Source organism: Streptomyces vulcanius (genome assembly GCF_042653945.1).
Classification (GTDB): Bacteria; Actinomycetota; Actinomycetes; order Streptomycetales; family Streptomycetaceae; genus Streptomyces; species Streptomyces mangrovi.
In genome coordinates this window covers 74996-96057 of the sequence record NZ_JBHSFK010000005.1, presented here as the reverse complement: position 1 = coordinate 96057, position 21062 = coordinate 74996, and the positions used below count along the sequence as shown (strand labels likewise).

Genomic DNA, 21062 nt, shown 5'->3' with positions numbered 1-21062 from the left:
TGGCGCACTCTCCTCGGGGAAAAGGGGCTGCGTAGGGGAGGGCAGGCGTCGGCGACGCTAGCGCGGCAACTCCGTGCTACACGCGTAGAGTTGACACATTGTTATGGCCCGGCGAGGGGGTGGTCGTACGCCCCCTCGCCGAGCCGTGGTTCCCGCGGGAACCGTCAGGTCACGTGGTGGTCTTGACCGTGATGGTGCCGTCGACGATCTTCGTCTTGGCCTCGTCCAGCTGGGTCTTGATGTCGTCGATGAAGCCACCGCTGGTGGCCAGGCCGACACCACCCTTGGCGAGCGAGTAGATCTGGTTGCCGGTCAGCGGCTTGCCGTCCTGCACGGACTTGACGAAGTCGTAGACGCCGACGTCGACGTTCTTGACCATCGAGGTCAGGATCGAGTTCTTGTACTTGGCCAGACCCGGGATGTTGTACTGGTCCGAGTCCACGCCGATGGCCCAGGCGCCCTTGACGCCGGAGACGGCCTCGATCGAGCCGTTGCCGGAGGAGCCGGCCGCGGCGTAGATCACGTCGGCGCCGTTGTCGAGCATGCCGGACGCGGCCTCCTTGCCCTTGTCGGGGCTGGCGAAGCCGGACAGGTCGGAGCCGTGGGTCAGGTACTGGACGTCGACCTTGACCTTGGAGTTGGTGTCCTTGACGCCCTGCACGTAGCCCGCCGCGAACTTCTTGATCAGCGGGGTGTCCACGCCGCCGACGAAGCCGACGTGGTCCTTCTTGGTCTTGAGCGCCGCGGCGACACCGGCCAGGTAGGAGCCCTGCTCCTCGGTGAAGGTGATGCTGTCGACGTTCTTGGCGGTCGCGACCGAGTCGATGAGGCCGAAGCTGACCTTCGGGTACTTGGCGGCGACCTTGTCGACCGAGGTGGCGTAGGAGAAGCCCACGGCGACGATCGGGTTGTAGCCGGCGTCGGCCAGGTCGGTCAGGCGCTGCTCGCGGTCGGCCTCGGTGTCGGAGCTCTTGGCGGTCAGCTCCTTGATGGAACCGCTGAACTCTTTCTCGGCCTTGTCGGCACCGCGGGCGGCGGAGTCGTTGAAGGAGCGGTCACCACGCCCGCCGACGTCGTAGGCAAGACCGATCTTGATGCCGCCGTCCTTGCCGCTGTCGGAGGAAGCGGAGGACGAGCTGTCCTGCTCGGACGAGGTGCTGCCACAGGCGGTGGCAGTCATTGCGAGAGCTGCGGTGGCGATACACGCAGCGGAAAGCTTGGCTACCCGGCGCACGGGAGGCTCCTTCACCTGACCTGAGCGCCGGTCTCGGCGCTTCATGTGAGCACCAATGCCAGTGCTCGGCCTGGACGCCCCTGCGGCGTCGGCTTCGCGGCATCGTAACGCGCGTAGATGTCAGAAAATAACCCGTAGGTAAGCCGTTATCGATTCGAGGCAAACGACGTCTGAACTCGTACTCTTGCTGCTTCCAAAGCGTTGATTTCCATCAGCGCACGATTGGCTTACAACAGTGTTGCGCCGGTCGGCGGAGCGGCCCCCGGAGGGGCCGCATGTTTCAGCGGGTCGCCGCGTCGAGCAGCGCGGCGGCCGTGAACAGCTCCACGCCGACGGTGATCGCGTACTCGTCGGCGTCGAAGTCGCCCTGGTGGAGATCGCGGACGGTCCGCTCGCCGGGGGGCCGGACGCCGAGGCGGGCCATGGCGCCGGGGACCCGCTCCAGGTACCAGGAGAAGTCCTCGCCGCCGAGGCTCTGATCGGTGTTCTCCACGGCGTCCTCGCCGCGCCGGACCGCCATGGCGTCCCGCAGCAGACCGGTGACCTCGGCGTCGTTGACGACCGGGGGCACCCCGCGCACGTAGTTGATCTCGGACTTGGCGCGGTGCAGGTTGGCGACCTCGTCGATCGCCGCGACGACGATGTCCGGGGCCTGCCGCCAGGCCTCGAGGTCCAGGCAGCGGACGGTGCCGGAGAGCTCGGCGTGCTGCGGGATCACGTTGGGCGCGTGGCCGCTCTCGATGCGGCCCCAGGTGACGGCGAGACCGGCACGGGTGTCGACCCGACGTCCGACCAGGGCGGGGACGTCGGTGACCACCCGGGCGGCGGCGGTGACGAGGTCGGTGGTGAGGTGCGGGCGGGCGGTGTGGCCGCCGGGGCCGTCGAGGCTGATCTCCAGCCGGTCGCAGGCCGACGTGATGGCGCCCGCGCGCAGCCCGATCCGCCCGGCGTCGACCCGCGGGTCGCAGTGCACGGCGATGATCCGCCCCACTCCGTCCAGCGCGCCGCACTCGATGGCGTCGGCGGCGCCGCCGGGCAGCACCTCCTCGGCGGGCTGGAAGATCAGCCGCACGGGACGCGGGAGGCGGCCCTGCCGGTGCAGCTCGGCCAGGACCAGGCCGGCGCCGAGGACGACGGTGGTGTGCACGTCGTGGCCGCAGGCGTGCGCCCGGTCCGGGACGGTCGAGCGGTAGGCGCACTCCGTCTTCGTGTCCGGGATGGGCAGCGCGTCGATGTCGGCACGCAGAGCCAGCACCGGGACGCCGGGAACGGCCGCCGCCCCCTCCTCGATCCCGATGTCACAGATGAGGCCGGTTCCCATGGTGAGGACGCGCGGCTTCAGGCCTGCCTTCTCCAGACGGGCCTTGATCGCTGCCGTCGTACGGAACTCCTGGTTGCCCAGCTCGGGGTGCATGTGCATGTCGCGGCGGAAGGCGACGAGCTCGGCACGCAGGGCTTCCGGCAGCGTGCCGGGGAGCGTGGCTTCCCCGGCGGATTCGGCCTCGGACTCTCGGGACGTCAATTGCTTCACCCTCTGAAGGGTAGGACGCCGAGGCGGTCGACAGACCCACGATCAACAAAAATTCAACCCGGAAGGGGAAGAAAAGTTGGCCGCACGGCGCATGGCTGGTGTGGGAGATGGGTAAGCTTTGCCGGTTTCCCGGCCATACGGATGTCGTTCCCTGCTTTCCCTCACGCATACCACGTCCCGCTGGTGGCTCGCTGTAGCCGTCCACCTACCGGGACCCCGGATCCGGTCCCGGAATCATCACCGCCGCATGGCGTTTCCGCCACGTGGGGGGAGGAACAGGGCCGGGGCGGGCACGCTGCCCGGCATGGAGACGATGACCTGCGGATGCGGCGAGGACCACATCCCCGGCATGCTGGCCCGGTTCGGCATCGTGGGGACGACGGTCCTGGTGCTGGGCGTGCTGGTGGTGATGCTGCTCGCGGGATGGGCGCTGGCCGGGGTGGTGTGGGCGGTACGGCGGGGGTCGGGGGACGACGGGCACGAGGAAAGCTTCTTCGACGGGTTCGGCCGATGGAATGACGAGAACGACGAATAGGACGAAGGGCCTGGGACGAAGGGCCCGGCGTTCACCTCTCGGCCCTCGGCTCCTCGGCCGACGTTCGTACGGGCCGCCCCGCGCCCCGGTAGTGTGCGCCGGCATGACCGACCTCGACGTCGACTTCATCCGGGCCACCCGTGTCTCGTACGACACCATCGCCGACGCCTACACCGCCGAGTTCCCCGACGGGCTCGGGCACCGCACGATGGACAGAGCCCTGATCACCGGGTTCGCGGAGCTGGTGAAGGAGCGGGGCGGCAGTGAACCCGTCGCCGACGTCGGCAGCGGCCCCGGGTATGTGACCGCGCGCCTTGACGCCCTCGGGGTGCCGGTGTTCGGGGTGGACGTGTCGCCGCGCATGGTGGCTCTGGCCCGGCAGGCGCACCCGGAGCTGCGGTTCCACGTCGGGACGATGACCGCCCTCGACCTGCCGGACCGTTCGCTCGGCGGGCTGCTCGCGCTGTACTCCGTCATCCATGTGCCGGACGCCCGACTGCCCGGCGTCGTAAGGGAGTTCCGGCGCGTCCTCGTCCCCGGCGGGTATCTGCTGCTCGCCTTCCAGACCGGCGACGGCGAGCAGGAGCACCTCGCGGAGCGGTTCGGGCACGGCATCGCGCTGGACTACTACTGGCGGGACCCGGACGCCGTCGCCGATCTCCTCGGCGAGGCCGGTCTCGACGTACGGGCACAGGTCGTGCTCGAACCCGACGAGGGTGCCAAGCGGCCCCGGGCGTTCCTGCTCGCCCGGCGGCCCGCCCACGACTGACCCCTCAGGCCGTGCTCACCGCCGCCAGGCGGTGTACGTCCCGGGCCGTGCCGGTCACTCCGGACAGGAAGCCCTGGGCCCGGGGCGAGGCGTGTTCCGTGAGCCAGGCCGGGTCGATGTCGCAGACCGCCACTCGGACGTCCGTACCGGACAGCGCGAGCGGGAGCGTGTGGACGACCGTGGAGGGGAAGCTCAGCACCGTGCGGCCGATGGGGCCGCGGCGGGCGATCAGTTCCAGCGGGAGGTCCGGGCGGACGACCTCCAGGCCGGTCTCCACGTGCAGCCGGTGGAGTTTGTCCGCGCTCTCGCGGCGGTGGGCGAAGTAGCGGGCGGCGCCGTGGGTCTTGGCGAGGGCGCGGACCGCCTCCAGATAGCGGTCCGCGTCGACCACGCCCGTCTCGACCAGGGACGTGCCGACCATGTCGGCGCCCTTGGTGACGCGCGGCGGACCGAAGCGGGCACGGGTCCAGACGAAGGTGTTGGCGGTGACGGTGACGCCCTCGGGGGTCTCCTCCACCGGCATGGCCGAGAAGACCTCCACCCGGGTGTCCTCGGACGGGGTCAGCCGGCGTCTCGCCGCGGACGACACCGGGGCGAAGACCAGGTCGCGGGGGCCGGGCCGGCCGCCCTTGCGGTGCCAGCGCACAAGGCGTTCGCCGCGGGCCAGCTGCCCGACGAACTCCATGGTCGCGGTGCCGTCGTCGACCACGACGAGGTCCGTGGCCCTGGTGATGGTCAGCAGCAGCTGGACGTAGCGGGAGAACGGGTCGCCCATCACCACCCGGTCCGCCCGGCGCAGCAGCCGGGTCAGACCGCCGATGGTGCGGAAGGGGGCCGCGGTGCCGCCGCGGGCCTCCTCCCAGCGGACCGTGTGGCCCTCCTCGCGGGCCAGCTCGGCCATGCGCCGCAGCTGGCCGCGGGTCATCGGGTCGGTCGGGGACAGGACGACGAGGGTGAGCTCCGCGCCGGACTCGTCCTGCGCATGCTGGGCGTGCGCCCATTCGAGCACGTTCAGGAGCTGCACCGGGCTCTCGACGAACGCGAGAGTGCGGGGGGTGGTGCCGGTGTGGCTGCCGGCGCGGGGGCTCATCCTCGTTAGACCGTCCCGTAGTGGTGGTGACTCAGAGGTGACTCAGACCGAGACCGGCTCGCCGGCCGCAGCGGCGATCTCCGCCTCGGCGACGACGCCGGAGACACGGCGCAGCTTCTTCATGGGGCCGAGCTCGGAGTCGTAGACCTTCTTGACGCCGTCACCGAGGCTGGCCTCGATGGTGCGGATGTCGCGCACGAGGCGGACGAGGCCCTGCGGCTCGACGGAGGCGGCCTGGTCGGAGCCCCACATCGCGCGGTCGAGGGTGATGTGACGCTCGACGAAGGTGGCGCCGAGGGCGACCGCGGCGAGCGTGGTCTGCAGACCGGTCTCGTGGCCGGAGTAGCCGATCGGGACGTTCGGGAACTCCTTCTCCAGCGTGTTGATCACGCGGAGGTTGAGCTCCTCGGCCTTCGCCGGGTACGTCGAGGTGGCGTGGCACATGAGGATGTTGTCGCTGCCCAGGACCTCGACGGCGTGACGGATCTGGCGCGGGCTCGACATGCCCGTGGAGAGGATGACCGCACGGCCGGTGGTGCGCAGGGCGCGCAGCAGCTCGTCGTCGGTGAGGGACGCGGAGGCGACCTTGTGGGCGGGGACGTCGAACTTCTCCAGGAAGGCGACGGCCTCGGTGTCCCACGGGGAGGCGAACCAGTCGATCCCCTTCTTCTTGCAGTACTCGTCGATCTTGGCGTAGTCGTCCTCGCCGAACTCCACGCGGTGGCGGTAGTCGATGTACGTCATCCGGCCCCAGGGGGTGTCGCGCTCGATGTCCCACTGGTCGCGCGGGGTGCAGATCTCCGGGGTGCGCTTCTGGAACTTCACCGCGTCACAGCCGGCCTCGGCGGCCACGTCGATCAGCTTGAAGGCGTTGTCGAGCTCGCCGTTGTGGTTGATGCCGATCTCGCCGCAGATGTAGACGGGCCTGCCGGGGCCGACCTCGCGGGAACCGAACGTGCGCAGACGGGTGTTGGTGCTCATGCGGGTGTCCTTACTTGTTGGACTTGGCAGGTACTTCGGAGGGGACTTCGAGAGAGGGGCCGAGGATCCAGCCGGCGATCTCCCGGATCGCGCCGTCACCGCCGGAGATGGTGGTGACCGCGCGTGCGGCGCCGCGCACGACGTCGTGGGCGCTCGCGACCGCCACCGGCCAGCCCACGAGGGCGAAGCAGGGGAGGTCGTTGACGTCGTTGCCGACGTAGAGCACGCGCTCCGGCGCGATGCCCTGCTCCTCGCACCACTGCTTGAGCGCGAGGTCCTTGCGGTCGATGCCGTGCAGGACCGGGAGCTTGAGCTTCCGGGCCCGCGCGGCGACGACCGGGTTCTGTTCCGTGGACAGGATCAGCATCTTCAGGCCGCTCCTGCGCAGGGCGGCGATGCCGAGGCCGTCCCCGCGGTGCACGGCGACGACCTCCCGTCCGTCGGAGTCGATCAGCACCCGGTCGTCGGTCTGGGTGCCGTCGAAGTCGAGGACGACCGCGTCGATGTCCTCGAAGGTGGGGAGGAAGCCCGGGCGGTCCGCGTCGAAGATCGGGGCCAGCGCGCGGGCGCGCGAGAGGTCGTGCGGGTCGTCGATCTCCAGGACCCGGGCGGGGTCGGTGCGGACGAGTTCCGTACGGCCGAAGAAGCGGTGCTTGTGCTCGCGGAAGCCGGCCGCGGCCATCGCGTACGCGGCGCCGGTCTCCAGGAAGTCCTGGGGGCGGTCCTGGCGGCGCGGGCGGAAGGACTTGTCGTGGTTGACGCCGTGGCCGCCCTCGCCCGTCTCCTCCGAGTGGCGCCAGACGAAGCCGTGGAAGGGGGCGACGGTGACGGCGGTGTCGGCGCCCTGTTCGGCGACCGCTCCGGCGACGCCGTCGACGTCCTCGCGGACCAGGAAGGGGCTGGTGCACTGCACGAGCAGGACGACGTCGACGGAGGTGCCGTGCAGGGCCTCGTGGGCGTCCATGGCATGCAGGACGGCCGCCTCGGAGGTGGCGGTGTCACCGGCGATGGCGGCCGGGCGCAGCACGACCTCGGCGCCCGCCTCGCGTGCCGCGGCGGCGATGGCCTGGTCGTCGGTGGAGACGACGACATCCGTGACGAGCCGGGTGGCCAGGCACTCGCGGACGGCCCGGGCGACCAGCGGGACGCCGCCGATGGGGGCCAGGTTCTTGGCGGGCACTCCCTTGGAGCCGCCGCGCGCGGGGATCACGGCGAGAACGCGGGGCGTGCTCACTGATGCGTCGGACATGGGCTGAACTCCTTGAATCGGCCGGCTCACAGCTCGCCCATCCGCCGGATGACGGGCGCCACCCGCTGTACGCCGTGCCGGTAGGCGCCGCGGGCCGCCCGGCGGACGATCTGCCGGACCGGGCCGGGGTCCTTGTCGTGGGCGGGCGCGCCGGGCAGCGGGCTGCCGTCGGGGCCGAGGTGGTGGCGGGCGAGGATGCCGGGCAGATAGCCGGGCGCGGTGGCGGGCGTGTAGTAGGGCGTGAGGGGCGGCAGTCCGCCGGGCCGGTCGAGCAGCTTGGCGATGCGCTCGCGGGCCGGGTCGAAGGCGGTGGCGTAGGACCCGTCGGCCGCCACACCCTGCCGGGACACCCACTCCTCGTCGGGCGTGGGCCGGTGGCCTTCGTCGAGCTGGTCCCAGGAGGCGAGGCAGCCGGAGCCGACGAAGTGGTGGTTGCCGAGCGCCTCGCGCACCCCGAGGTCGCTGAGGACGACGGTGGGGATACGGCGGTGCAGGGACTCCAGGGCGGCGGTGGAGCTGATGGTGACCATCAGGTCGGTGCGGTCCAGGACCTCGCCCATGTTGCCGTACACCAGGCGGAAGTTGGCCGGCAGGTCGAGCCGCTGGGCCAGCTTCTGGTAGGGCAGTTCCTCGATGTGGGTGGTGTGCTCGCCGGGCCTGGAGCGCAGCTTCAGCAGCACCTCGCGCTCGGGGTGCAGCCGGGCGTGCTGGACCAGCCGGTTGAGCAGGTAGGTACGGTCCTTGCGGCTCTCGGGCACGGAGGGCTGCGCGGCGAAGACGACGGTGTACGGGTCGTGCTCGCCCTCGTAGGGGGCGCCGCCGAGGAACGGCAGGGCGACCTCGGTCACCGAGGAGGAGTCGGCGCCCACCCCGTCGTACACCGCGCTGAAGCGCTCGGCGTCCTGGCGGGAGTTGGCGAGGACGAGGTCGGCGCCGTGCCGCAGCAGCAGGCCGTCGGCGAGCTTCTCGTAGACGACGCCGACGTAGCCGGTGACGACGACGGGCCGGACGCGCCGGTCGGAGTTCTCCTCCCAGACCCGCTTGAGGCCGTGCAGGACCGCCTGGACGCCCCCGCCGACCAGCGCGAGGACGAGGACGTCGTACGACGTCTGCGTCATGGCGCGCAGGAACTCGACGGCGGTGACCTCGCGCATCGAGTCGGCGTGCACGCCCACCTCGGCGAGCTGGCGGGGGGTGGGCGTGGCGCGGCCGCGCAGAAGGAATCCGTCGAGGACCGGGGCGACTTGCGCGCCGTCCCCGGATCCGGCTTCGATGGGCGCGATCCGGCTCGCGGTCAGCGCACCCCACTTCCAGCGGGTGTCGGAGTCCGCGAGGACGGCGATCCGTGGGGGGTTGGCAGTACTTGCAGGCACGACTCAGACGCTAGAAAGCAAAACCCAGCTTTTACCCAACCCCGACTCAACGAAAAGTTAACAGCAGGCCACCGAAGGCCGAACTGACCCTCATTCAGCTGTCACGCACACGGGGTGCACCAATCCGACACATTGAGTTCACCCCCCGTCTCCCCACCGGAAAGTTCTGCTGTCGGCGGCCCTTCTAGGATTTCGCTGTGCCAAAGCTCTCCGTGATCGTGCCGTTCTACAACGTCCAGCAATACGCCCCGGACACGCTCAGAAGCCTTCGCCTGAACGCCCGGCCGGACTTCGAGTTCGTGCTGGTGGACGACAGGTCGAAGGACGAAACCCCCGCCATTCTCGAGCGGGCGGTCGAGGAGCTTTCGGAGGTCGCCCAGGTGCGGCTGGTCCGCCATGAGGAGAACGGAGGACTCGCCACCGCGCGCAACACCGGGCTCGACGTGGCCACGGGCGAGTACCTGACCTTCCTGGACGGCGACGACTGGCTGGCCCGCGGGTATCTGACCGAACTGGTCACCGCGATCGAGACGCTGGGCTGCGACTTCGTCCGTACCGATCACGTCCAGGCCACCGGGCGCGCCCGCACCGTCGTACGGCATCCGGTCGGCCGGCGGGAGGAGGTGTTCAGCCCCCGCGAGGCGATCCTGCCCACCCACCGCACCACCTCCGTCGACTACGCCTACGCCTGGGCGGGTGCCTACCACCGCCGGCTCCTCGACCGAGGGCTGCTGCACTTCACCGACGGGCTGCGCACCGCCGAGGACCGCCCGTGGATCTGGAAGCTGCACCGGGAGGCCGAGTCCTTCGCGGTGCTGAACCTCACCGGGGTCTTCTACCGCCGCGGGGTCGCCTCCTCCCTGACCCAGATCGGTGACGCCCGCCAGCTCGACTTCATCCGCGCCTTCGACCAGGTGATCGAGGAGACCGCGAAGGACCGCGAGGCGGACCGGCTGCTGCCGAAGGCGGTACGCACCTACTGCGCGATCATCGCCCACCACCTCAACGAGACCGACAAGTGGGAACCGGCCGTGGCCAAACAGCTGCGGGCGATGAGCTCGGCGGCCATAAGGCGGATGCCGCAGGAACTCCTCACCGATGTCCTCGACACCATGGACCTGCGCCGCTCGGCCAAGCTGCGGCGGCTGCGGCGCCAGATCACCAGCGCGAAGGCGGCTGCCTGATGTCCCCGATCACCGGCGCGAACGCCGGAAGGATCAATGGTCGCAAGACCACGCAGATCTTCTGTGCCTCCACCCTCTACGGCGTCGCCACCCTCGCCGCCGCCCTCGACTCCGGCTGCTTCCCGGCGGCCGGGCGACGGCTGCTGCTGGTGTGCAACAACGCGACGAACCCGGAGACCGCTCCCTCCGTCGACGAGATGCCGGGCTTCGAGCCGCTGCGGGACCGCTTCGACGAGGTGCTGTCCTGGAACGACGCGATCAGCCCCTTCCACCCCAGCGCCTGGTCGCCCCGCCCCGACGACGTGCCGCTGTTCGAGCGCTATCTGCGGCTGCTGTGGGACCTGGGCGACGACCGGGTGGAGATCGTCCTGGAGTCCATCCAGGTCAACCCCGCCCAGGCCATCGCCGGAATCTTCACCGGGGCGCCCGTCGAGGTCTACGCCGACGGCCTGATGAGCTACGGCCCCACCCGCAACAAGATCGACCCGCTGATCGGCACCCGGGTGCGCCGGCTGCTCCACCTGGACCTGGTGCCCGGGCTCGTCCCGATACTGCTGACCGAGTTCGAGGTGCCGGCGCGCACGGTGCCGGCGAGCGCCTTCCTGAAGGTGCTCGGCCAGGTCGCCGAAGCCGTGCCCGCGCTGCCCGCGCTCCCGGACGACTCCGCGCTGCTGCTCGGCCAGTACCTGTCCGCGCTGGACATCCTCTCCGCGAAGGAGGAGGAGGACCTGCACGTACGGATGATGCGGGGCGCCGTGGCCCGCGGTCACCGCTCGGTGGTCTTCAAGCCGCATCCGAGCGCGCCGGCCCGCTACAGCCGGGTCCTGGAGGCCGAGGCGGAGAAGCTCGGCGTCGAACTGACCGTTCTGGACACCCCGGTCCTCGCCGAGGTGCTGTTCGAGAAGGCCCGGCCCGCGCTGGTCGTCGGCTGCTTCTCCACCGGTCTGTTCACCGCGTCCGCGTTCTACGAGCTGCCGGTCGCCCGGGTCGGCACCGAGCCGCTCCTGGACCGGCTGACGCCGTACCAGAACAGCAACCGGGTGCCGGTCGTCCTCGCGGACGCGCTGCTGCCGGACCTGGAGGAGAAGGACACCTCGGTCGCGGCCGACACGCTGAACGGGCTGGTCACCGCCGTCGGCTTCGTCATGCAGCCGCAGCTGCTGCCCGAGCTGCGTCCGGCGGCCGAGAACTATCTGCGCACGCATCTCGACGCCCGCACCCAGCGCTATTTCAAGCGCAAGCGGCTCACCGCGCTCGGCCTGCCCGGCGGCATTCCGGAACGGCTGTCCTTCCTGCCGCAGAACTCCACGGCCCGCAGGGTCGTACGCCGGGCGAAAGCACTGCGCAAGGCGATCAAGCGTTGATGAGCCATAAAGCAGGGGCATAAACCTGAAAAGATGAAGAGCAATGGGGCCGCTCCCTCCCGGACGCATCGAGTTTGTCTGGGGTTAACCATGGCTCCATAGCTTCCCTGAATGCTGCAAATAGCGTTCTCCATGGTCCCGTTCAGGTTGGCGGGCGGGTCGAGATGACACAGCAGGACATACGCCCGCCCGCATCCGCGCCGCTCGCACTCGCCGAGCAGGCCGCGGAGCGTCGGCCGCTGATCTCGTACGTCCTGCCCGTCTACAACGAGCAGGACGGCATCGCCGCCTTCCACCAGGAACTCACCGCCGCGTTCGACGGCCGGGCGGACCTCGATTTCGAGATGGTGTACGTCAACGACGGCTCCGCCGACGGCTCGCTCGCCATCCTCAAGGACCTGGCCGAGCGGGACGACCGGGTGCGGATCGTCGACTTCGCCCGCAACTTCGGCCACCAGATCGCCATCACCGCCGGTCTGGACGTCGCGCGGGGCGACGCGGTGATCGTGATGGACACCGACCTCCAGGACCCGCCCCGGGTCAGCCTGGAACTGGTGGACGCCTGGCGCGAGGGCGCGGAGATCGTCCACGCGCGGCGCCGCAGCCGGCAGGACACCTTCTTCAAGCGGACCACCGCGCACCTGTACTACCGCGTGCTGCGCTCCTCCACCGAGGTGGACATCCCGCTGGACACCGGGGACTTCCGGCTCCTGGACCGGCGGGTCGCCGACGAGCTGGGCAAGTACCGCGAGAAGAGCCGCTTCGTACGCGGCATCGTCGCCTCGATGGGCTACCGGCAGACCGAGGTGTCCTTCGACCGCGACGAACGCTTCGCCGGCGAGACCAAGTACCCGCTGCGCAAGATGGCCAAGCTCGCCATCGACGGCGTCACCAGCTTCTCCACCGTGCCGCTGAAGATGATCACGAGGCTCGGCTTCCTCGTCCTGGCGCTGTCACTGGCCGGCATCGTCTACGCGCTGGCGATGAAGTTCTTCCGGCCCGAGATCACGGTCTCCGGCTGGACGATGCTGATGGTCGTCGTGCTGTTCCTCGGCGGCGTCCAGATGCTCTCCCTCGGTGTGATCGGCACGTATGTGGGGCGCATCTACAGCGAGACGCAGGGGCGTCCGCTGTACCTGGTGCGCGAGGTGATCGGCGGTTCGAAGGCCGATGACTGAGACCACGGCCAGGATCGACGTTCCCGAAACCTCCCAGACCGTGCGCCAGCTGGTCCGCTACACCCTCATCGGCGGCAGCGGGGTCGCGCTCGACCTCGTCGTCTTCCTGCTGCTGCACAACGTGGCGGGGATGAACGAGCAGTTCGCCAACGTGATCAGCACCACGCTCGCGATCACCAACAACTTCGTCCTCAACGCACGGTTCACCTTCGAGCGCCGTGACCGGATCGTCGTCCGCTTCCTGCGTTTCTACGCCGTCGGCCTGACCGGTATCGCGCTGACGAACCTGCTGTTCCTCGCCTTCACCGACGGACTCGGCGTCAACGCCAACATCGTCAAGGCGGGCTCGATGCCCCTGGTCCTGGCACTGCAGTTCGTGCTCAACAGAAAGTGGAGTTTCGCGTGAACCTCGGCATCATCGGCGCCGGCGCCACCGGCCTCACGGCCGCCTGGGACGCCGTACGGGCCGGGCACCAGGTGACCATCCTGGAGGCCGCCGCCGAACTCGGCGGTCTGGCCGCCTCGCTGGAGGTGGGCGGGGTCCCGCTGGAGCGCTACTACCACCACATCTTCCGCAGCGACAAGGCGATGATCGCCCTCATCGAGGAGCTGGGCCTCGGGGACGCGCTGCGCTTCCACAAGCCGACGACCGGTATCTACCGGGGCGGCAAGCTGATCGACTTCACCTCCCCGTTCGACATGCTGCGCTTCCCGGAGTTCTCGCCGGTCGACGCGGTGCGCTTCGCGGGGTCCTCGGCGGTGCTGAAGGCCGTCCGCAACGGCGAGCGCTACAGCGACCTCACGGCCCTCGCCTGGCTGCGCAAGAACGCCGGCAAGAAGGCCACCGAGGCGATCTGGGAGCCGCTGCTGACGGGCAAGTTCGGCGACCGCGCCGAGCAGGTGTCGATGGCGTGGCTGTGGGCCCGTATCCACTGCCGGACCTTCGAACTCGGCTATGTGGACGGCGGTTTCGAGCGGGTCTACGCCGCCCTGCGGGACGGGATCGAGGAGCGCGGCGGGAAGGTCGAGTTCGGCAAGGCGGCAGACACCATCCGGCAGGAGGGCGACACGCCCGTCGTGACCTGCGCGGACGGCTCGACGTACCGCTTCGACCGGCTGATCGTCACCACCCCGCAGCCCGCCTTCGCCAAGGCGGCCGGGCTGCCCGCCGAGGACTCGGTGTGGAGGAACCAGTACCTGGGCGCGACCTGCTTCGTCCTCGAACTGGACCGCAGCGTGATCCCGTACTACTGGCTCAACATCAACGAGCCGGACTTCCCGTTCCTCGCGGTGGTCGAGCACACCAAGATGATCGACCCGTCCGTGTACGGCGGCCGGCACGTCCTCTACGTCGGCAACTACGTGGAGCGCGAGGACTGGCGGTTCACCACCGAGCCCGGTGAGCTGCTGAGCGCGTTCGTGCCGTATCTGAAGCGGATCAACCCGGACTTCGACATGTCCTGGGTCAAGAACTGGCACTTCTCGAAGGCCGGCTTCGCCCAGCCGGTCGTGACGCCCGAGTACCGTGCGCTGATCCCGCCCCACGAGACCCCGATGAGCCGGGTCACGCTGGCCACGATGGCCCAGATCTATCCGCAGGACCGCGGGCAGAGCTACTCGGTGGAGATGTCCCGGAAGGTGACGGCGTCCCTCGGACTGCGCTGACCCACACAGCTGACCCACACATGAGAAGAGGGGCCCCGGTCGGTCGACCGGGGCCCCTCTTCTGCGTCACTTCCGCTTGCACACCACCAGGGGTGTCTTCGGTTCCAGAGGCGGGCAGTCGTACGTCGCCTGCACGCGCCGCCGCAGCCCGGCGTCGACGTACGCGAGGCGGAACCAGGCGCGGTCCAGGATCGCGTAGGGCGCAGGGTCGTGGTCGACGCAGTCCGCGTTCTCCTTGAACGACTTCAGGTCGGCCACGTCCGGGATGAAGCGGGTGCGCTGGAGGAACGTGGCGATCGGGTAGCGGCACTGGGCCGGGTGGTCCACGTAGTACACCGTGTCCCCGAAGGCCAGGTAGAGCACCTTGGCGCCCGCAGGGATCTGGGCGCGCAGCCGGTCGGCGTCCTCCTTCTTGATCTCCGAGTTCCGGTGGAACTTCGCGTTGTTCAGCGACACCTTGCCGTACTGCGCCAGGTGCGGGGAGCTGGGCCAGACGGGTCCGGCCAGCAGGACGATTCCGGCAAGCGCGACCAGGGCGACGGAGCGGCGGGGCCGGCCGCGCAGCCGGGTGTCGGCCACCGCGGCGAACAGGGCGAGAAGCCCGAGCACCCAGAGCGTCGCATCCCGCTGGAGCGCCTTGGGCAGGTGGGTGTAGAGCGCGGGCAGGGTCCCGTACAGCAGGGACACCGCGCCGAAGCACCACGGGGGTTTCGGCGAGCCGCCCACCGCGAGGCCCCACACGGCGGCGGCCACGACGGTCAACTGGACGGCGTGGTACGGGAACCAGTTGCCCTGTACGACCACCACGGCCAGCGAGCCGAAGCCGATGAGCAGGGCGATCGCCAGGAGTTCGAGGCGGCGGGCGCGGCCCTTCACCCGGGTGAGGAGGAGCAGCAGCGCGCCGGGCAGGAGCAGCAGCACCGGGGTGAGGATCGACCGGTCCGCGAGGAACTCGTAGGAGCGGTGCAGGATGAACCCCGGGCGGATACCGGTGCGGCTGAGCGCCGACTGGTTGATCTGCGGCATGTCCTCGGTCCACTGGAGCTCGTGCGAGCCGGCGAGGACGCTCAGTCCGAAGAGCGCGATCGCGCCCACCACGGCGACCAGGGCGGCGCGTACGGCCCGGCCCCGGTCGACGGCCCACACGATGAGGATGCCGAAGGCGGCCGTGGAGGCGGTGGAGTACTTCATCATCACCGCGAGCCCCAGCGGGAGCGCGGCGATGAGGGCGGCCGGCCAGGGGCGGCGGACGCCGAGGGCGGCGGCGATGCCGAAGACCGTCAGCACCACCGCCGTCCACTCCGGCTGGAGGAAGTCGGTGCGCGGCGCCAGGACGAGGACGAGGCCGGTGGCACCCGCCGTGAGCGCCGCCTCGCGGGGGGTGGTCCGGCGCAGCAGCGCCGTGTACAGGGCGAAGGCCGCCGCTGCCACGAGGACCGCACCCTCGGCTTCGATGATCGTCTCCCGTACGACCACGCCGCCGGAGGTGGGCAGGTCCAGCAGGGCCACGAACCACCGGTAGAAGAACGGCCGGTGGGTGAAGACCTCGGACGGGGAGTAACCGGCCTCGCCGCCCAGGCGCAGGGCGGCCAGCACGTACTGCAGGTCACCCGTCAGCCGACGAGTGAGGACCGTGTACACCACCACCGCCGCGGCCGGGGCCGCGACCACCGGCCACCACAGGGGTGACCGGCGGGCGCGGGGGGCGGGCGGCGCGTCGACCGGGGCGGTCGTCGTCGCCATGGGATCAGCCGCCCAGGATGGTGCGCAGGTCGGCGGCGTTGGCCTCGGTGGTCTTCCAGAGCTCCTGCTGCCGGCCGTGCACGTCCGCGACCGTGCGGTCGTGGTCGGCGAGCAGGTCGCGGGAGCGCTCCACGAGGAGGGCGGCGAGGTTGCGGTCGTGCACCGAGACACCCCACTCGGGGCGGTCGATGTCGCGCAGGAAGTACGCCATCTTCGGGTGCGAGATGAGGCTGATGATGGGCGTGCCGCAGCCGAACGGGATCATGCCCGCGTGGCCGCGCATGCCGATGACCAGCTTGGTGCGCGCGTACAGGTCGCGGATCTCGTCGTTGTCGAAGTCGTACATCGGGATGACGGGCAGCGACACGCCGTGCTCGCGGCGCAGGTCGAAGGCGAGCTTCTCGTCGTCGAGGGAGTGCGCGGCGCACTTGACCTCGGCGAGCGCGCCGAGATCCTTGACCGCCTTCGCCATCTGGGCGAGGAAGTAGCCGTAGTCGTGGCCGAAGCGCAGGCCCGCGCGGTCGTAGGCGGCGTTGAGGAGGATGGTGTCCTCGCGGGTCGCCGGGTCCTGCCAGCCTTCGACGAGCTGGCGGGTGACCGTGGTGGGGCAGGGCTGGAAGCGGACCTTGTCGTGCAGGTGCGAGGGGAGCATGGCCCGCACCTTCTCGATGGAGCCGTGGTTGCGCAGTCCGAAGAACGAGGAGCGCTCGACGAGGAGGCGCAGCGACTCCCGGAAGCGGTTGGCCCGGTAGGACTGGCCGTCGAAGGCGTTGAAGCCGACGGCGTAGATCGCCACGGGTACGTCGATCCGGCTCATCAGCTCGTCCGGGACGTTCCACTGCCAGGCGCTGTTGCCGTTGGGCATGGTGTCCGGGATGAACAGTCCGCCGCCGCCGATGACCAGGCCCTTGCGGGCGTTGACGCGCTCCAGGGCGGCCTCGTCGAAGAGCCGGTGGGCGTGCACGGAGTGCCAGCGGCGGGACGACGTGTCCTTGCCGAAGGCGAGGCGGACGCTCTCCGGGAGCAGCTTGTCGCCGGCGTTGCCCTGGCGGTCCATGTAGAACGCGACGTGCGCGAGCTGGTCCTCGGCGCGGCCGGCGGGCTGGGCGGGGATGCCGGTGGTGCGCTGGTGCCAGATGCGGCTGGCGCGGTGGGTCGGGTCGACGGTGAGGCCGGACATGGCGTAGTCGCGGGCCTGGTCGTCGTCGCCGTGCACCCAGGCGATCTGGGCGAGGCGGGAGAAGGCGGTGGCGGCCCGGTTGGGGGCGGCGGACGCGAGGTGGAGCTGGGCGCGGGCCTCCTCGTAGCGGGAGACGCTCATCAGGGCGTGTCCGTACACCTCGTGCGGCCAGGCCTCGTCGACCGGCAGGTGCACGCGCTCCAGGATCTCGACGGCGGACTGGTAGTCCCCGGCGCCGATGTGGGCGAGGGCGACCTTGCGGGCGGTGCCGATGTCGCCGGTGCGCTCGACGTGCGGGGTGCCGAAGTGCACGAGCAGGTCGTGGTGGGCCTCGCCGGCCTCCAGGAACGCGGCGTGCAGCTCGGCGTCGGTCATCTCGAACTCGGCCCAGCGCTCCTGCGCCTGTCCGTAGCCGGCCTCGCCGCCCTGCCAGGGCTTGTGGCGGCCGGTGAAGTGCAGGACCGCGGTGTCCTCGGGAACCGGGAGGTCGCCGGAGAGACGGCGCTTGACGAAGTTGTACTTGGGGTCGAGGTCGACGAAGTCGCCGTCGAGGAGGGCGTTGAGGATGCCCTGGTCGTGCTTGTCCAGCTCGTACTTGCCGCTGCGGCCGATCGCGTCGACCTTCGCGCAGAACTCGTCGGTCAGGTACTCCTTCTGGATGACGAGGAGACCGCTGTTGAGCATGCGGGTCTTGTCGCCGTAGAAGAACTGCGGGACGGCGGCGAGGCCGTGGCGCAGCGCGAGCAGCTCGTCGACCGGGCCGAGGACCACCATGTCGGTGTCCAGGGTGATCACGGTGTCGTAGTCGCGGATCCGGAAGACGTCGAGGATGAAGTACGCCTTGCGGACCAGGTAGTTGTCCTGGTCGCCCTTGACGTAGGAGTCGTAGTGGTCGGCGTTCACCCGGCGGAACTGCACGCGCGGGTGCAGGGCGCGGATGGCGGCGACGGAGGCGGGCCGCAGGTCGTCGTGGAGGACGAGGAAGTCCTCGCAGACGTCCGGGTTGGACAGCGCGAGGGAGCGCAGCAGGACGAGGAAGCCGGGGAGGTAGTTCTCGTCGACGAAGCTCGCGAAGGCGATGCGGCGCTTGCCGGTCAGCGCGCTCGCGTCGGTGGCGGGCGCCGCGGGGGTGGATATCGCGGGTGTGGTGGTCGTCATCGCAGGGAAATCCTCATGCCGGAGACGCTCTGGGCCCGTTCCATGACCCACGCCTTCTCGCTGCCGTATTCGTGCACGTTGGTGATGGCCAGCTTCATCGCCTCGGGGAGGCGGTAGGCGCCGCTCTCGTAGAAGTCGAAGCCGATCAGGTCGAGGGTGGGGCTGACGTCGAGGTAGTCGAGCAGCCACAGCATGTTGAAGCCGGAGGTCGGGATGCCCGTGAGCTGCTCGACCGTCGAGCCGCCGAGGGTGCGCACCGGCCAGCGCAGCGACTCGTCGTTGATGTAGGTCTGCGCGCCCGGGACGAGCTTGTTGCGGACGGAGTACTTCCAGTCGGGCGAGTTGCCGCTGAAGACGAGCCGGATGTCGACCGGCTGGTCCCAGTTGTAGGCGTGCTTGTGGATGGTGACGTGGATGTCGGTCTTCTTGCCCGTGTGCACCGGGTCGATGCGGTACGAGTTGAAGCGGACGACCAGGTCGTAGCCGTCGATCCGGGAGCCCATGCCGCTCTCGCCGACCTTGCCGGAGTTGGCGATGAGGCAGACCGACTTGCCGGCGATCCGGTTGCGGAACTCGCCGAGGCTGAGCCACTGCACGCCGCCGAACAGCGGGTCGGGCACCGGGCCGCGCATACGGTTGCGGCGGCTGTCGGCGTACAGGGCGAGGGCCTGGGTCAGTTCGGCGCTGGGCCGGGACTGTCCGTCGGTGGCCAGGTCGAGGTAGTGCGAGACGGCTTCCTGGAGCTCCTGCTCCGGGGTGGCCTGGCGGTCCATCGCCAGCAGCGCGCCGACCAGCCGGGCCTGGGCGCCGGCGGTGTCGCCGACGGCGTGCGCGGCGAGGCCCTCGGCCCACACGTCGGTGGCGGGTTCGTCGGTGTAGCGGGCGGAGTCGGGGACCGTGCGCTCCAGGAGGGCGAGCATCTCGCCGCGGGCCTTGGTCGCGGCGTGGATGCCGTCGACCCGGGCGCGGACGCCGAAGCCGTCCTCCTTGGTCAGCTCGAGGTAGCGCTCGTAGGCCTCGGCGGCGGCGACCGGCAGGCCCATGGCCTCCAGGAGCCGGCCGCGCAGCCGCCAGCCGGCGCGGGAGTTGCGGCGCTGGCCGAGGATGGTGTCGGTGATGAGCAGGGTCAGGTTCAGCTCGTCGTCGTAGCCGCAGACGACCGCCTTGTTGCCGACGTTGAGAAGGGCGTCGAGCACCTCGTTGCTGATGCTGCCGCCGGTGCCGGTCGCCGCCTTGGTGGTGCGGCGGAGCAGGCTGCCGGCCGTGACCGGAGCGGCCTGCTGGTCCTGGGTGGCCCACACGGCGAGGAGCTGGCGCAGCGCCTCGGCGAGGGCGATCCGCTTGGTGTCGAGACTGCCGACGAGCTTGCCGCTGTGCACCGAGCAGGCCCGCAGGCAGTCGTCCAGCTCGACCGGGGCGGGCTGCGCGGACGGCGGTGCCGACGAGGGCCCCTCCGGCCGGGAGCGTGACCATCTGCTGCGGACCCTCGTCATGGTTCTCCTGGGCGTATGAAAAGCGTATTGACGTATCAAAACCTGGTGAGGTTGGAAGACCATAAGAAAGAAAAGCGACGTCCAGGTGAACCCACCGCTACCTACGAGCGAATGCTGATGTCGTCGAACAGAGGTTTAGGGGGTGAGGGCATAGGCTCCGCACAGACGGCATCGGCTTTTCATCAAAGAGGACCATAGGCGTGACGCAGACGGTCGTGAACACGACACAGGAGACCCCTGTTGTCACTCCCCCCAGGCAGCCGGCCCGCTCCGGCGGCGGCCGGCTCCGCGCCCTGGACGGCCTGCGGCTGATCGCGGCGCTGATGGTGGCCTGCTACCACTACGGCGGCCGGGGCGGCGACATCACCCGCGCCTGGGGCACCTCGGCGGCGGACGTCTTCCCCACCCTGCACACCCCGTTCGCCTACGGCTGCCTCGGCGTCCAGGTCTTCTTCGTGATCAGCGGATTCGTCATCTGCATGAGCGGCTGGGGCCGTTCGCTGCGCTCCTTCTTCGCCTCGCGCACCGCCCGCCTCATGCCCGCGTACTGGGTGGCGGTGCTGCTGGTCTCGGCGGTCTTCGCACTCCCCGTCGTGGTCTACGACGCGGTCTCACCCAGCGACATCCTGGTGAACCTGACCCTGCTTCAGCAGCCGCTGGGCGTCCACCGGGTGCTCGGCGTCGACTGGACACTGTGGGCGGAGGTCCGCTTCTACGCCCTGTTCGCGCTGTTCGTGGTCCTGCCGGGCGCGAACCGGCGCCGGGTGGTCCTGTTCTGCGTGGGCTGGATCCTGGCGGCAGCGATCACCCAGGGCGCGCACCAGCCGCTGCTCGACATCGTGTTCATGCCGGAGTACGCCCCGTTCTTCATCGGCGGCGTCGGCCTCTACCTCGTGCACCGCGACCGCCGCGACCCCTACGCCTGGGGCATCGTCGGCGTGAGCTTCCTGATCGGCCAGCACTACGCGGTCCGCAGCCTGTGGAACGCGGCCGACCCGAACGCCTTCGCCCACCGCACGTCCTGGGGCATCATCGCCGTCGTGGCCTTCGGATTCATCGCCGTCGGGGCCATCGCGCTGGGCTGGCTGGACCGGGTGAACTGGCGCTGGCTGACCGTGGCGGGCGCGCTGACGTACCCCTTCTACCTGGTGCACGAGCACCTGGGCTGGGTGGTCGTGCAGACCCTGCACCGGCACCTCGGCGTCCCCTCCTACGCCACCTTCCTCCTCACGATCGCGTCGATGCTGACGCTGGCCTGGGTGATGAACAAGGTCGTGGAGGAACGGCTGACGCCGAAACTGCGGAAGGCGCTGGCAGCACCGCGCCAGTGAACTC

The 21062-nt window shown here is 70.0% G+C and carries 17 protein-coding genes; 8 read left to right on the top strand and 9 right to left on the bottom strand.

Annotation, left to right across the window (positions count from 1 at the left end; all coding sequences use genetic code 11):
* Positions 1-169: 169 nt before the first annotated feature.
* On the bottom strand, positions 170-1234 hold the full coding sequence (locus tag ACFPIH_RS09380) for a BMP family lipoprotein (RefSeq protein ID WP_381165588.1): 1065 nt from the start codon (positions 1232-1234) through the stop codon (positions 170-172).
* A 280-nt stretch (positions 1235-1514) separates the two neighbouring features.
* Positions 1515-2765 (bottom strand): amidohydrolase, encoded by a 1251-nt coding sequence (locus ACFPIH_RS09375; RefSeq protein ID WP_381165590.1) that lies wholly within the window; start codon positions 2763-2765, stop codon positions 1515-1517.
* A gap of 304 nt (positions 2766-3069) precedes the next feature.
* On the opposite strand from ACFPIH_RS09375, the gene ACFPIH_RS09370 reads away from it, so the two are divergent.
* Both ACFPIH_RS09370 and ACFPIH_RS09365 read left to right on the top strand, forming a co-directional pair.
* On the top strand, positions 3070-3300 hold the full coding sequence (locus ACFPIH_RS09370; protein WP_381165592.1) for a hypothetical protein: 231 nt from the start codon (positions 3070-3072) through the stop codon (positions 3298-3300).
* Between the two features lie 103 nt (positions 3301-3403).
* Positions 3404-4069, top strand: coding sequence for a class I SAM-dependent DNA methyltransferase (locus ACFPIH_RS09365; protein WP_381165594.1), 666 nt, complete (start codon positions 3404-3406; stop codon positions 4067-4069).
* Between the two features lie 4 nt (positions 4070-4073).
* Here ACFPIH_RS09365 and ACFPIH_RS09360 read toward each other — a convergent pair whose 3' ends face one another.
* Genes ACFPIH_RS09360 through ACFPIH_RS09345 form a run of 4 tightly spaced genes read right to left on the bottom strand, consistent with a single transcriptional unit; the run spans position 4074 to position 8762 of the window.
* Positions 4074-5159 carry a hypothetical protein gene (locus tag ACFPIH_RS09360; protein ID WP_381165596.1) on the bottom strand — a complete coding sequence of 362 codons (1086 nt, stop codon included), beginning with the start codon at positions 5157-5159 and terminating at the stop codon, positions 4074-4076.
* A gap of 42 nt (positions 5160-5201) precedes the next feature.
* Complete coding sequence (locus tag ACFPIH_RS09355) at positions 5202-6140, bottom strand: N-acetylneuraminate synthase family protein (protein ID WP_381165598.1); 939 nt, start codon at positions 6138-6140, stop codon at positions 5202-5204.
* Positions 6141-6150: 10 nt separating this feature from the next.
* Positions 6151-7389, bottom strand: coding sequence for a cytidylyltransferase domain-containing protein (locus ACFPIH_RS09350; protein WP_381165600.1), 1239 nt, complete (start codon positions 7387-7389; stop codon positions 6151-6153).
* A gap of 26 nt (positions 7390-7415) precedes the next feature.
* Positions 7416-8762, bottom strand: a complete 1347-nt coding sequence (locus ACFPIH_RS09345) for a DUF6716 putative glycosyltransferase (protein WP_381165602.1) — start codon at positions 8760-8762, stop codon at positions 7416-7418.
* 197 nt (positions 8763-8959) lie between these two features.
* Between ACFPIH_RS09345 and ACFPIH_RS09340 the strand changes: the two genes are divergently transcribed.
* From ACFPIH_RS09340 to ACFPIH_RS09320, 5 genes are all read left to right on the top strand, one after another.
* Positions 8960-9946, top strand: coding sequence for a glycosyltransferase family 2 protein (locus ACFPIH_RS09340; protein ID WP_381165604.1), 987 nt, complete (start codon positions 8960-8962; stop codon positions 9944-9946).
* On the top strand, positions 9946-11310 hold the full coding sequence (locus tag ACFPIH_RS09335; RefSeq protein WP_381165606.1) for an alpha-2,8-polysialyltransferase family protein: 1365 nt from the start codon (positions 9946-9948) through the stop codon (positions 11308-11310). The genes ACFPIH_RS09340 and ACFPIH_RS09335 overlap by 1 nt, the downstream gene beginning before the upstream one ends.
* Positions 11311-11474: 164 nt before the next feature.
* Positions 11475-12488: a glycosyltransferase family 2 protein gene (locus ACFPIH_RS09330; RefSeq protein WP_381165608.1), complete on the top strand. Its 1014-nt coding sequence runs from the start codon at positions 11475-11477 to the stop codon at positions 12486-12488.
* The gene (locus tag ACFPIH_RS09325) at positions 12481-12894 is read left to right on the top strand and encodes a GtrA family protein (RefSeq protein ID WP_381165610.1); all 414 of its coding nucleotides are present in this window, start codon (positions 12481-12483) and stop codon (positions 12892-12894) included. The genes ACFPIH_RS09330 and ACFPIH_RS09325 overlap by 8 nt, the downstream gene beginning before the upstream one ends.
* A complete protein-coding gene (locus tag ACFPIH_RS09320; RefSeq protein ID WP_381165612.1) occupies positions 12891-14153 on the top strand; it encodes an NAD(P)/FAD-dependent oxidoreductase in 1263 nt (420 codons plus the stop codon). The genes ACFPIH_RS09325 and ACFPIH_RS09320 overlap by 4 nt, the downstream gene beginning before the upstream one ends.
* Before the next feature lie 66 nt (positions 14154-14219).
* Here ACFPIH_RS09320 and ACFPIH_RS09315 read toward each other — a convergent pair whose 3' ends face one another.
* From ACFPIH_RS09315 to ACFPIH_RS09305, 3 genes are read right to left on the bottom strand one after another with little or no spacing between them, the layout of a single operon-like run.
* Positions 14220-15896, bottom strand: a complete 1677-nt coding sequence (locus tag ACFPIH_RS09315) for a hypothetical protein (RefSeq protein ID WP_381165614.1) — start codon at positions 15894-15896, stop codon at positions 14220-14222.
* Positions 15897-15900: 4 nt separating this feature from the next.
* Positions 15901-18234, bottom strand: a complete 2334-nt coding sequence (locus ACFPIH_RS09310) for a glycosyltransferase (RefSeq protein WP_381165616.1) — start codon at positions 18232-18234, stop codon at positions 15901-15903.
* Positions 18231-19727, bottom strand: a complete 1497-nt coding sequence (locus tag ACFPIH_RS09305; RefSeq protein WP_381165618.1) for a glycosyltransferase family 29 protein — start codon at positions 19725-19727, stop codon at positions 18231-18233. Before ACFPIH_RS09305 ends, ACFPIH_RS09310 begins: the two co-directional genes overlap by 4 nt.
* A gap of 200 nt (positions 19728-19927) precedes the next feature.
* On the opposite strand from ACFPIH_RS09305, the gene ACFPIH_RS09300 reads away from it, so the two are divergent.
* Positions 19928-21058: an acyltransferase family protein gene (locus tag ACFPIH_RS09300; RefSeq protein WP_381165620.1), complete on the top strand. Its 1131-nt coding sequence runs from the start codon at positions 19928-19930 to the stop codon at positions 21056-21058.
* Positions 21059-21062 lie beyond the last annotated feature (4 nt).